Below are 12,062 nucleotides of genomic sequence, written 5' to 3'. Positions count from 1 at the left end.
CGGTTCGTCATTCGTCGACCCGCTGTTAACCGTTTGTTGCGGCCCAGTTGGTCCGCCAAACGGAATGCCTTCCTAGCGTCTTCGATGTGCCATCACGTACCGATTCCACGCCGCGAGTCGCCGTGCTCGCCGACTCGGACACCCGGTGGAAATGGGGCGCTTTGACAGCGTACCGAATCCAATCGGACATTCGACTCGACGGGTACCTCCTCCGCGGCCGCGCCACCCCCACGGTCCGCCAGCTCGACGAGGTCGGCGCCCGTGCGGACTCGCTGCGCGAAATCAGGGGCGTCGACTTCGTGCGGTCCCTCGACCGTACGCGCTATGACGTCATCGTGCTGGCCTGCGTGGGCGGAGCGGTGCAGGCGATGCTGCACGGCCTGGCCCGCGCCTGGAGCGCCGGGACACCGGACGCCGCCACCGGGCAGCACCGCCCCGTCGTCGTCACCGGCTACGTCGGAGTGGTCTACGAGAAGCTCGCCGACGGGCTGTTGCTGCGGCACGGCGCCGATGTCGTGCTCGCCAACTCCCGGCACGACGCGGACCGGTTCCGCGAGGTCTACCGCGGCGTCGGCGCCGACGACCACAGCGTCGTCGAATGCGCCCTGCCCTTCCTCGGCGGCGAGCGGTACACCGGCGAACACGCCCCCTACACCGTGGTGTTCGCCGCCCAGCCCTCCGTCCCGGAGAGCCGCGCGGACCGCGGCTACCTGCTGCGCAGGGCGGTGGAGCACGCCCGCACGCACCCCGGCCGCGAGGTGCTGATCAAGCTCCGCAGCAAGCCGGGCGAGCACACCACCCACATCGAGGAACTGCCCTACCAGAAGCTCGCCGCCAAGGTGCCCGGCGGACTGCCCGCCAACTGCCGCCTGGTGTACGGCAACATGGGCGAGGTCCTGGACCGCACCGACCTGATGGTCACGGTCAGTTCGACCGCCGCCCTGGAATCCCTGCACCGCGGCATCCCCACCGCCGTCCTCACCGACCTCGGCGTCCGCGAGGCCCTCGGCAACCACCACTTCCTCGGCTCCGGCTGCCTGGCCTCCTGGGACGAGCTGGACGCCGGCCACCGCCCCGAGCCCGACGGTCAGTGGCTGGCCCGGCAGGGAGTAGCCGCCGACGGCAGTTACGACAAGGCCTTCGACGCCGCCCGCGCCCGGGTCACCGTGCTGCGCGAGGCCGGCCTGCTGCCGCCGCTCGCCCCCTACTACACACCCCGCACCGCCCCCGGCTACCTCCCCGGCCTCCTCGCCCGGCACGGCCTCGACCCGCACGGCGAGCCGCTCGCCGGATACGACCAGGCCCCCGAGGAGACCGGCGGACTGCGCAGGGTCGCCCGCGAGACGGTCCGCGAGGCCGCCCGCGGCGCCTACCGCCACGGCGTCCAGCGCGTCGCCCCCGCCATCCGCCGCTGGGGGCAGCTGTGACCGCCCCGAGCCCTACCGAGGAGCCCGCAATGCCACCCACTGTTGTGGCCGTCATCCCCGCCCGCGGCGGATCCAAGGGCGTACCCGCCAAGAACCTCGCCGCCGTCGGGGGAGTGCCCCTGGTGGCCCGCGCGGTCCGTGAGTGCCGCGCCGCCCGCCTGGTCACCGATGTCGTCGTCTCCACCGACGACGCCGGGATCGCGGCCGCCGCCCGCGGCGCCGGAGCCCTCGTCGTCCGCCGCCCCGGCGACATCGCCGGCGACACCGCCACCAGCGAGGCCGCCGTCCTGCACGCCATGGACGCCTACGAGAGCGAGCAGCACACCACGGTCGACGCGGTGCTGCTGGTCCAGTGCACCAGCCCCTTCCTCGTCCGTGAGGACATCGACGGGGTGGCCGCGGCGGTCGTCGAGGGCGGCGCCGACAGCGCGCTGACCGTCGCCCCCTTCCACGGCTTCGTCTGGCGCGACGCCGAACCCGCCGAATCCACCGAACGGGCCGTCTCCGGCGCGGACGCCGCCACCGACGGCGGCCATGGCGTCAACCACGACAAGTCCTTCCGGCCGCGGCGCCAGGACCGCCCCCAGGACCTGCTGGAGACCGGCGCCGCCTACGCGATGGACGCGGCCGGCTTCCGCGCCGGCGGCCACCGCTTCTTCGGCCGCACCGAACTCGTCCGCACCGACCCCGCCCGGGTGCTGGAGATCGACGACCCGCACGAGCTGGCCCGCGCCCGCGCACTGGCCCCGCTGCTGGACGCCCCTCGCCCCGGCGCCCTGCCGACCAGGGACGACATCGACGCCGTCGTCCTCGACTTCGACGGCACCCAGACCGACGACCGGGTGCTGATCGACGCCGACGGACGGGAGATCGTCGCGGTCCACCGCGGCGACGGCCTCGGCATCGCCGCCCTGCGCAAGGCGGAGCTGAAGCTGCTGATCCTGTCCACCGAGACCAACCCGGTCGTCGCCGCCCGGGCCCGCAAGCTGCGGGTGCCCGTCCTGCACGGCATCGACCGCAAGGACCTCGCCCTCAAGCAGTGGTGCGAGGAAGCCGGCATCGCGCCCGAGCGCGTGCTCTACGTCGGCAACGACGTCAACGACCTGCCGTGCTTCGACCTCGTCGGCTGGCCCGTGGCGGTCGCGAACGCACACGACGTGGTGCGCGGCGCGGCCCGCGCGGTCACCGCGACGCCCGGCGGCAGCGGCGCCATCCGCGAGATCGCCGCCTGGCTCCTGGGCCCGTCCCTGTGACTCCCACCCACCCGGCCCTGTGACTCCCACCCGCCCGTCCCCGTCACCCCAGTAACCCCCGTAACCCCAAGTCCCCCCCGCACATCCCCTGATCGACACGAAGGAATCTCCCCATGAGCAACACCTCCCGCCTCCGCACCCTCGGCGCCCGCGAGGCCGGCCCCGGCCGCCCCGTCTACGTCACCGGCGAGATCGGCATCAACCACAACGGCGACCTGGAGAACGCCTTCGCGCTGATCGACGCCGCCGCCGACGCCGGCTGCGACGCGGTGAAGTTCCAGAAGCGCACCCCGGAGATCTGCACCCCGCGCGACCAGTGGGACATCGAGCGCGACACCCCCTGGGGCCGGATGACCTACATCGACTACCGCCACCGCGTGGAGTTCGACGAGGACGGCTACCGCGCCATCGACGAGTACTGCAAGAAGCGCGGCATCGCCTGGTTCGCCTCCCCGTGGGACGTCGAGTCCGTCGCCTTCCTGGAGAAGTTCGACGTGCCCTGCTACAAGGTCGCCTCCGCCTCGCTCACCGACGACGAGCTGCTGCGCGCCATGCGCGCCACCGGCCGCACCGTCATCCTCTCGACGGGCATGTCCACCCCCAAGCAGATCCGGCACGCCGTCGAGGTCCTGGGCAGCGACAACATCCTGCTCTGCCACGCCACCAGCACCTACCCGGCCAAGGCCGAGGAGCTCAACCTGCGCATGATCAACACCCTGCAGGACGAGTACCCCAACGTCCCGATCGGCTACAGCGGCCACGAGACCGGTCTGCAGACCACCCTGGCCGCGGTCGCCCTCGGCGCCACCTTCATCGAGCGCCACATCACCCTCGACCGCGCCATGTGGGGCTCCGACCAGGCCGCCTCCGTCGAGCCCGGCGGCCTGTCCCGCCTGGTCCGCGACATCCGCACCATCGAGGAGTCCCTCGGTGACGGCGTCAAGAAGGTCTACGACAGCGAGCGCGGCCCGATGAAGAAGCTGCGCCGCGTCGCCGGTGTGGTCGCCGAGGCCGAGGCCGAGGCCGCCGAGCCGGCCGCTGTCTGAGCACCACCGACGAACCGACGGGAGCCAAGGTGAGCTCACCCGAAGGGGCCCGCGCCGAGCCCGTCCCGCCCGGCGCCGAGGTCCCGCCCCCGGAGACGACGGGTTCTCCCGCCCGTCGTCTCCGGGGGGTGCCGCGCCAGCGCCACCGGACCGCCGGCGGGGGCCGGGCCGCCACCGCCCGCGGCACGGGCACCCTCGCCTTCGTCGAGAGCCCGGTGCAGCTGCTGAACGTCCTGGAATGGGCGCACACGGCACAGGCCACCGCGCTCACCGTCGTCGTGCTCTCCCCGCACGACCCGATGACCCGCGGCCAGCTGCGCCGGATGGCCGAACTCGCCCGCGACGAAGGCCATGCGGTGCGCTGGGAAGAGGCCCGCGGCGGCCCCACCGCCCCGGTGCGCACCATCGGCGGCCTCACCCCGCTGCTGCGCCGCGCCCGGCGCGTCGTCATCGGTGACCCGTTCTCCCGCTACGTCCAGCTGCTGCTCACCCTCACCAGGGCGCGTGACCTGGTCGTGGTCGACGACGGCACCGCCACCATGGAGTTCATCTCCCAACTCGCCCACGGCGAAAGGCTGGTGCGCTGGCACCGCAGCGGCAGCGGGCGCGGCGCCCGGGACCTGGCCTTCGCGCCGTTCTCGGCCACCGCCCGGCGCCGGCTGACCCCCGCGCCCGAGGGCGGCCGGCGCACCGTCGGGCTGTTCAGCTCCATGCCCGTCGAGGTGCCGCCGGGCGTCGAGGTCACCACCAACGACTTCGCCTGGACCCGCGGCCGCTTCGGCCCGCCCCGGCTCACCCGCGCCGCCGACATCGTCGGCACCTCGCTGGTGGAGACCGGCGTCGTCGACGCCGACCGCTATCTGGCCGCGGTCGGCGCCCTGGCCCGTACGCACGGCGCCACCCGCTACTTCGCGCACCGCAAGGAGAGCACCGAGAAGCTGCGCCGGCTGTCCGGCGAAACCGGTCTGGAGATCGTCCGCCCGGACCTGCCGCTGGAGCTGATCGCCCGGCGCGGCCCGATCGGGCGGCTGATCGTCAGCTTCCCCTCCACCGTCGTGCACACCCTGCCGCTCGCCCTGCGGGGCACCGAGGTCAAGGTCGCGGTCTGCGACATCGACCCGGAGTGGCTGACCGCCCACGCCTCACCGCGCGCGCAGGGCTTCCTCGACGGGGTCACCGGCACCGCCCGGGATGTCCAGCGGCTGCCCTTCACCCAGCGGATGGCCACCGGCTGAGGACCGGCTGCGGACCGGCTGAGGACCGGCTGCGGACCGTTGGAGGGTGGACTGAGCGCGGACTGAGAGCGGACTGAGGGTGGCGGCACCGCGCACAAAGCCCTACTGCATACCCTTCGCATAAACCGTCCATGCGCCGAGCGGCCTAGATTTTCTTCCCCTAACGGGCTGAACTTTTGTTGATCGAGGGACAGTTGCCCCATCGGGGCCCGTAGCCTTCCCCAGGTGAACCATCTGATGTCCCGCGATGCCGGCACCGCCCGTACCCCCGCCGGGGACCAGCTCCCCGGCGCGCTCCCCGACGCGCTGCGCGCCGAACTCAGCGTGTTCCGGCGCGACTTGCACATGCATCCCGAGCTCGGGAACCAGGAGCTCCGGACCACCGCGGCGCTCAAGGAGCGGCTGGAGCGGGCCGGGCTGCGCCCGCGGGTGCTGGCCACCGGCACCGGCCTGATGTGCGACATCGGCACCCCGGACGCCACGGCCGACGGCCGGGCCCTCGCCGCGGACCCCGCCCGCCCCCTGCTGGCCCTGCGCGCGGACATCGACGCCCTGCCCATCCCGGACACCAAGAAGGTCGCCTACGCCTCGACGATCTCCGGCCGGGCGCACGCCTGCGGTCACGACGTCCACACCACCGTCGTCCTCGGCGCCGGCCTGGTCCTCGCCGAACTCGCCCGCGCCGGCGCCCTGCCCCGCCCGGTACGCCTGATCTTCCAGCCCGCCGAGGAGGTGCTGCCCGGCGGCGCCCCCGACGCGATCGAGTCCGGCGTCCTGGAGGGCGTCGGCCGGATCCTCGCCGTCCACTGCGACCCGCGCGTCGACGCCGGCCGGATCGGACTGCGGGTGGGCGCGATCACCTCCGCCTGCGACCGGCTGGAGGTCGGCCTCGACGGCCCCGGCGGCCACACCGCCCGCCCGCACCTGACCACCGATATGGTCACCGCCGCGTCCCGGGTCGCCCTCGACGTCCCCGCGCTGCTCTCCCGCCGGGTCGACGCCCGCGCCGGGCTCGCGGTCACCTGGGGCCGCCTGGCCTCCGGCCACGCCTGCAACGTGATCCCGCAGCACGCCGAACTCTCCGGCACCGTCCGCTGCCTCGACCTCGACGCCTGGCGGCAGGCCCCGGACCTGGTCCACGCGGCGATCGACGAGGTCGCCACGCTGCACGGCGCGAAGTCGCAGATCACCTACGTCCGCGGGGTGCCGCCGGTGGTCAACGAGCCGGTCACCGTCCAGCTGCTGCACTCCGCGATGGCCGCCCGCCGCGGCGAGGGCGCCATCGAGGACACCGAGCAGTCCCTCGGCGGCGAGGACTTCTCCTGGTACCTCGAACACGTCCCCGGCGCCATGGCCCGCCTCGGCGTCCACCCACCCACCGAGACCACCCACCGCGACCTGCACCGCGGCGACTTCGACGTCGACGAACAAGCGATCAAGGTGGGCGTCGAACTCTTCACCGCCTGCGCGCTCCTCGACGGGGACCTCGCGGACTGAGGGCCGGGAGTGCCGGCGCGCTCCGGCTGCGGGAGGCCCCACAGGAGCCGGCCCCGCGCCGTTCAACGGGCCGCTGTACTGCGGTCCGCCGAGCGGACCAGCCGGGCGTAGGCCTCCGCCAGGGCGGTGGTCGTCCTGCCCACCCGGTACTCGTGCGCGTCGATCGCCCGGACCGGTTGGACCTCGTAGGCCGTACCGGTGAGGAAACACTCGTCGAACCCGCCGAGTTCCTCGGGGCGGATGTGCCGTTCGACCACGCGGATGCCGAGGTCGCCCGCCAGGTCGAGCACCGTCTGCCGGGTGATGCCGGCAAGGAAGCAGTCGGCCGTCGGAGTGTGCAGCGTTTCCCCGGCCACGAGAAAGAGGTTGGCTCCGGTGGCCTCCGCGACATGGCCGCGGTAGTCCAGCAGCAGCGCGTCGTCGAAGCCGGCCCGGTCGGCGTCATCGCGCGCCAGGGTGCAGATGTTGTACAGGGAGGCCGCTTTGGCCCGGACGGGAGCGGTGTCCGGCGCGGGCCGCCGCCAGCGCGAGGTGCCCAACCGGATGCCGCGCTTCTTGGCGTCGGCCGAGAAGACATGGGGCCATTCCCAGGTGGCGAGGGCGACATGGACGGAGGAGTCCCCACTGGACACGCTGATCTGCTCACTGCCACGCCAGGCCACCGGCCGGACGTAGCCGTTGCCGATGCCCTGCCTGCGGATGAGTTCGCGCGTCGCCTCCTCCAGCTCCGTGACGGAGAACGGAATGCGGTAGCCGAGTTCCCGCGCCGACGCGTGCAACCGCTGCGTGTGCTCGGTCAATTTGAAGACCCGGCCGTCGTAGACCCGTTCGCCCTCGAACACGCCGCCCCCGTAGTGGAGGCCGTGGGTGAGGACGTGCAGCCGGGCGTCACGCCAGGGCACGAACCGGCCGTCGAGCCAGATGACGCCGTCGCGGTCGTCGAGAGCGGGCGTACTCACTGGGCGTCCCCTGCCGGTGCGTAGTCGATACGGATGAGGTGTGCGAGGTCCCGGTGGAATTCCTCCGCGTCCTCGGTGGACGGGTGGTGGGAGAGGATGAACGCCGGATAGCCGGTGAAGTGGGGGTAGGGGCGTACGACGTCGCCCGGATACAGCATCTGGACGACGTGGTCCACCCGGGGGTCCCCGGCCACTTCCGCCAGCCCGTGGAGGGCGGTGATCCGTCCCGAGCCCCCGCACGGCACGATGTAGTTGGCCGCCGCGCCCCTCGCCCGGGCCGGCTGTGCCGGCGAGTCGGGCAGGGAGCAGGGAGCGAGGCCCGCGGCCAGGCGCAGCGCGTCAGCGGCCAGGTCGGCTCCGGTGACGTGCTCGGCGATGTAGTGGGAGACGCCCGAACCACCGATGCGAGCGCCGAGTTCCAGCAGGTAAGGGCGCTCGCCGCCGCGCAGCCGCAGTTCGGTGTGGGTCGGACCGTCGGTCACCCCGAGAGCCGAGTGGGCAGCGACGACCTCGCGCACCACGGCGTCCTGGACGTGCGGCGGAAGCAGGGCCGGGGCTCGGTAGACGCCCTCCTCGAAGTGCGGGCCGACCGGCTCGCCCTTGTAACCGACGGTCAGCACCTGGACCGTGCCACGGTGGGCGAAGGACTCCACGGCGAGTTCCGGGCCGTCCAGGAACTCCTCGACGACCAGACCTGTGACCTGGTGCAACTTGCTCCGGCAGACCTGCCACACCTCGTCGACCACGGCGCCGAGCCGCTCCGCGCTGTCCGCCTTGGTCACACCGAGGCTGGAGAAGCCGTTGGCCGGCTTGACCACGACCGGGAAGTCGAGCCCGGTGGCGTCGGCCGGTGTACCGGGGTCGTCCAGGACGACGAAACCGGGGACGTTCAGCCCCGCTTCGGCCAGGCGGCGGCGCATGATCCGTTTGTCCTGCACGGCCCTCGCGGTGCCACTGCCGAGACCGGGCAGTCCGAGCGCTTCGGCTGCCTCGGCGACGAACGGAACGGCCGGGTCGTAGAGCGTGGTGATCCCGTCGAACGGCACGTTCTTGTGCCGTTCGCCCAGGGCGGCCAGGGCCGCGGCCGGATCGCCCTCCACGTCCAGGGGGAGCACGTCCACCACGGCGGGCGGCAACCGGTCGGGGGGCACGGGCTCGTCGGGGCGCGGGACCAGGATGAGGTCGATACCTGCTCGCCGCGCGCTGTCGAAGACCCAGGGGAGCGAGGTGCGCTGGTACACCAGGACGACGGTGGGGCGCGGTGCGCGTGCTGCTGTCACGAGGTGCTTCTCTCGGGTTCGGCCGGGCTCAGGGGCTGGTGGTTCTCCGCGACCGGCGCCGCGGCAGGCGTCGGGACCGGCGCGGGGGGTGTCGCGGCGACCGTCATCCACACGCCCACGGCACACAGCGCCAGGAACAGGAAGGCGGCCGGGCCCGGCGCGGGCGCCTCGCCCCACGCCCACTCGCCCAGCCGCACCAGGAACGGCACCGTCAGTGCGACGGCGGACGTGAACAACGGGCCCTTGCGCAGGATCAGTTCATGGGAGATCAGAAAGACGGGCGCGGTGAGCGCGGCGCCGAGCGCCGCGACTCCCGCCCATTGACCGGCGCTGATGGTGCCCAGCGGTACGTGGACGACCGCGGCCGCTCCCAGCATGACGGTGCCCGCGCCCGTGACCGCGGGGAGTGCGGCGATGGGTGGCACGTCGGACATGTGCTGCCGGTAGACGTAGCCGTACAGGGCGTAGGCGAACGTGCCCGCGAGAGCGAACAGGACGCCGGTGACCAGCACTCCGCTACCGGCGCCGCCGCTCGCCGGCCCGTCGCCCAGCGCATAGCCGAGCGCCGCGGCGACAGCGAGGACGGCTCCCACGACCTTGCGCAGGCCCGCCTGTTCGCGGAAGGCCACGATGCCGATGGCGAAGGTGAGGCACGGCAGGAGGGACACCACCAGGCCCACCCGGGACGCGCCGATCCGGTCGACGCCGAGCAGCGTCCCCGTGTAGTAGGCGAAGAACCCCAGGAACGCGAGGAGCGCGACGGCCCGCCACCGGCCGGCGCCGGCCCGTATCGCGGGCCAGGTCCGGGGCCGCAGCGCGGAGATCGCGCTGATGGCCACAAAGCTCGCCGCGGTGCGACCGGCCGCGACGGCCAGCGGAGGGGTGTCACTGACCAGCTTCCCGGACACCACCCATCCGGTCGCCAGCAGCAGCACCATCAGGCAGGACAGGACGGGGACCACGAGGCGGCCGTTGCGGCCCTCATGAGGCAGGGCCGCACTCACCACTCCGCCTCCGCGAAGCGCAGCGGCGGCAGCCCGGCCAGCGGCCGCTTGGCCCGCAGCAGGACGCTCTGGTCCTCGGTGAACCGGTACCGCTGCTTCGGCTCGCCCGCAGGCAGGTAGGTACGGACGAGGGCCTTCGCGGCGGCCCGGTACTCGTCGTCGGTGGCGACCCGCTCTTCGAGCTCCTCGACGGTGGCCACGTACTGGCGCAGGGCGTCGAGTGCCTTGTCCCGGTCCAGCCGCAGCAGGCCGCCGGCCTCGGGCGAGCCCGTCAGCGCGCCGTGCTCGCGCAGCCAGGAGTAGAGGAAGACGCCGGTGCCGGAGTCGAAGTTCCGCGTCGCGTCGTCCGCCAGCGGGTAGCGGAAGACGCGCTCCAGCAGGATCATGTCGATCTGCTCCTGTGCGAACGGCACCCCGCCGTCCGCACAGGCGAGGACGGTCCTGGCGTCGACCTTGGTCTCCTCCAGGAGGCCCACGAACCAGTTCATCTTCAGCGAGATGTGCTGATCGAACGGCCAACGTCCCTGGTAGTGCAGGGAGTCGTGCAGATAGCCCCAGATCGCGCGGGCCTCGTAACAGACCTCCGGGGCCAGGCCGGACGAGGCCCGTGGCACGGAGTCGGCGGTGAGCACCGCCTCGGCCCCGGGCAGGGCGTACGTCTCGTGGATCTTCCGCATCTTGTTGTAGAAGAACATCGCGTACGCCTGCTCTTCGACCCTGTCGCGCGCGGCCACGTTCTCGGGGAAGAACACGATGCAGTTGCCGTGCGCGAAGCCGTGGCTGCCTGTGAGGAGCACCAGCGACTGGCAGTTGTTTTTGGGATGGGGAAAGGCCGTGGCCAGTCGCGGCAGCGCCGCGGGTTCTCTGCGCAGCGCGAAGAAGCAGTCCAGGCGCTTGCCGACCGGCGGCACGCTGTTGGTGCTCTGCGCGGGAGCCAGGAAGAACACCGGCGTCCCGTCGGCCGGCGGCTGGAGCGCGTCCCGGGAACGGGCGAAGTGCGGCGCGTGGTCGAGGCCGTCGGCGAGCCAGTCGTGCACGTCGTCGGCCAGTGCGTCGGCCTGGTGGGCCCGCCCGTTACGGCTGTACCAGGCGATGGCCTCGTCCCGGATCCCGGTGAGCAGTTCCCGATCGGAGGCACCCGGCTCGCGCACCGCACCGTTGTCGGCCTGGCGCAGGCGGAAGCGGTTGACCTTGGGGATGAGGGAGCCGGCGAGGTCCGCCGCCTCGGCACGCAGGGCGGCGCCGATGGGGGCACTCGTCGTCACAGCCGCGCTCCCGTGCTCGCCGGCCGGCCGGCCGCTGCGTCCACTGCTTTCACTGCGTCCACCGCGTACACCTGGTGGATGGTGAAGACCATGGGCACCGGGCCGTAGTCCCGCAGGACACGCAGCCCGTACCGCTCAGCGGCGACGATGGTCGTGATGCACCCCTCGCTTCGGCCTGCCGCGCAGTCGATGGCGGCCTGGGAGTTGCTCAGCACCAGCCGGGGCTCGGCTTCCTCGGACACCAGTCCGACCGGGGCGGGGTGGGTGGAGACGGTGCGGGGAGCGTCCGCTCCCGCGCTGGCCAGGACCATGTTGTGGGTCGGCATGAGGAAGCTGTCGACCATGTGCAGTCGGTGCAGGTTCCCGAACGTCAGCGTGTGCAGCGCCGGGTAGACCGCACAGGCCGCCAGCGCGTGCTCCCCATCGTCGGGCACCGCATCCAGGGCGGCCTCCAGGGAGGGGTGGAGTTCGACCTTCCCGTCGATGCCCCGCCGGTGCAGCCACTCGTGGGCCGCGGATTCCAGATTCGTCCCGTGCGGGCCGAGTGTGTGGACGTATCGGATGCTGTCCGCGCCTATGCCCGTACGGCGGCGCGGCTCAGTGGCCATGGTCACGATTCCCCCTGCTTACGCGGTCCCTGGTGATGCCCAGGGCCGGATCCCCTCGTGGCGGCCGGTGGTCTCACCGGCCTCCCGCGTCGGCCTCGGCACGACGCCCAACAGAAACGATCAAACAATCCAGCGCTGTCCGGTGCAATACATCTGGTACGGCTTCTTGCATATCAAGAGCACAAATAAGGACAAATATGGCTTGCTCGTGAAAGTCCGGCTATCCACGGACGACGGTGTGTGCCGCTTTCGCGGCCGGCGGGGCGTGGGCCATCCCCGGGCGCCTCTGCTTCCCCGAGCGCGCACGCCCCGTCGTCGAGGCGATCCCGGACCGCCCTTGTCGCGGCACTCAAGATCGAACTCATGGGGCGGGCCAGTATTCGCAAAGCGCGCATATCTGTATGTTCCGGCGGTCAGTCCGGACGGGCTTCGCAAATCGCCCGGGTTGTCGGGGCGAGGGGCTCTACGCCTCGAATCGATAACGTCCA

The 12,062-nt window shown here is 72.4% G+C and carries 10 protein-coding genes; 5 read left to right on the top strand and 5 right to left on the bottom strand.

The genetic code is table 11. The features are described from left to right. The first annotated feature begins 86 nt into the window (after positions 1-86). The 5 genes from OIU81_RS13395 to OIU81_RS13375 all read left to right on the top strand — a co-directional run bounded on the left by OIU81_RS13395 (position 87) and on the right by OIU81_RS13375 (position 6,458). Positions 87-1,427, top strand: coding sequence for a DUF6716 putative glycosyltransferase (locus tag OIU81_RS13395; RefSeq protein ID WP_443073982.1), 1,341 nt, complete (start codon positions 87-89; stop codon positions 1,425-1,427). A 29-nt stretch (positions 1,428-1,456) separates the two neighbouring features. Next, on the top strand, positions 1,457-2,680 hold the full coding sequence (locus OIU81_RS13390; RefSeq protein ID WP_329147420.1) for an acylneuraminate cytidylyltransferase: 1,224 nt from the start codon (positions 1,457-1,459) through the stop codon (positions 2,678-2,680). Between the two features lie 113 nt (positions 2,681-2,793). Continuing rightward, positions 2,794-3,726 carry an N-acetylneuraminate synthase family protein gene (locus OIU81_RS13385; protein ID WP_329147418.1) on the top strand — a complete coding sequence of 311 codons (933 nt, stop codon included), beginning with the start codon at positions 2,794-2,796 and terminating at the stop codon, positions 3,724-3,726. A gap of 128 nt (positions 3,727-3,854) precedes the next feature. Beyond that, the gene (locus OIU81_RS13380; protein ID WP_329155114.1) at positions 3,855-4,961 is read left to right on the top strand and encodes a hypothetical protein; all 1,107 of its coding nucleotides are present in this window, start codon (positions 3,855-3,857) and stop codon (positions 4,959-4,961) included. A 237-nt stretch (positions 4,962-5,198) separates the two neighbouring features. Beyond that, the gene (locus OIU81_RS13375; protein WP_329155112.1) at positions 5,199-6,458 is read left to right on the top strand and encodes an amidohydrolase; all 1,260 of its coding nucleotides are present in this window, start codon (positions 5,199-5,201) and stop codon (positions 6,456-6,458) included. A 62-nt stretch (positions 6,459-6,520) separates the two neighbouring features. Here the strand turns inward: OIU81_RS13375 and OIU81_RS13370 are convergent, their stop codons facing one another. From OIU81_RS13370 to OIU81_RS13350, 5 genes are read right to left on the bottom strand one after another with little or no spacing between them, the layout of a single operon-like run. Beyond that, positions 6,521-7,417: a branched-chain amino acid aminotransferase gene (locus OIU81_RS13370; RefSeq protein WP_329147416.1), complete on the bottom strand. Its 897-nt coding sequence runs from the start codon at positions 7,415-7,417 to the stop codon at positions 6,521-6,523. Next, positions 7,414-8,697: an ATP-grasp domain-containing protein gene (locus tag OIU81_RS13365; protein WP_329147414.1), complete on the bottom strand. Its 1,284-nt coding sequence runs from the start codon at positions 8,695-8,697 to the stop codon at positions 7,414-7,416. The genes OIU81_RS13370 and OIU81_RS13365 overlap by 4 nt, the downstream gene beginning before the upstream one ends. Then, the gene (locus OIU81_RS13360) at positions 8,694-9,701 is read right to left on the bottom strand and encodes a DMT family transporter (protein ID WP_329147412.1); all 1,008 of its coding nucleotides are present in this window, start codon (positions 9,699-9,701) and stop codon (positions 8,694-8,696) included. Before OIU81_RS13360 ends, OIU81_RS13365 begins: the two co-directional genes overlap by 4 nt. Then, positions 9,698-10,966 (bottom strand): DUF6421 family protein, encoded by a 1,269-nt coding sequence (locus tag OIU81_RS13355; RefSeq protein WP_329147410.1) that lies wholly within the window; start codon positions 10,964-10,966, stop codon positions 9,698-9,700. The genes OIU81_RS13360 and OIU81_RS13355 overlap by 4 nt, the downstream gene beginning before the upstream one ends. After that, positions 10,963-11,574, bottom strand: a complete 612-nt coding sequence (locus tag OIU81_RS13350) for a bacilysin biosynthesis protein BacA (RefSeq protein WP_329155109.1) — start codon at positions 11,572-11,574, stop codon at positions 10,963-10,965. The genes OIU81_RS13355 and OIU81_RS13350 overlap by 4 nt, the downstream gene beginning before the upstream one ends. Between the last annotated feature and the right edge of the window lie 488 nt (positions 11,575-12,062).

Origin of the sequence: Streptomyces sp. NBC_01454, assembly GCF_036227565.1 — a bacterium.
Classification (GTDB): domain Bacteria; phylum Actinomycetota; class Actinomycetes; order Streptomycetales; family Streptomycetaceae; genus Streptomyces.
The sequence above is the reverse complement of the archived record's forward strand: the minus strand, read 5'-3'. Positions and strand labels throughout refer to the sequence as shown.

Coding starts and splice junctions, on each gene's coding strand:
- OIU81_RS13385 (WP_329147418.1), top strand. CDS start 2,794: ATGAGCAACACCTCCCGCCTCCGCACCCTCGGCGCCCGCGAGGCCGGC.
- OIU81_RS13375 (WP_329155112.1), top strand. CDS start 5,199: ATGTCCCGCGATGCCGGCACCGCCCGTACCCCCGCCGGGGACCAGCTC.
- OIU81_RS13350 (WP_329155109.1), bottom strand. CDS start 11,574: ATGGCCACTGAGCCGCGCCGCCGTACGGGCATAGGCGCGGACAGCATC.
- OIU81_RS13390 (WP_329147420.1), top strand. CDS start 1,457: ATGCCACCCACTGTTGTGGCCGTCATCCCCGCCCGCGGCGGATCCAAG.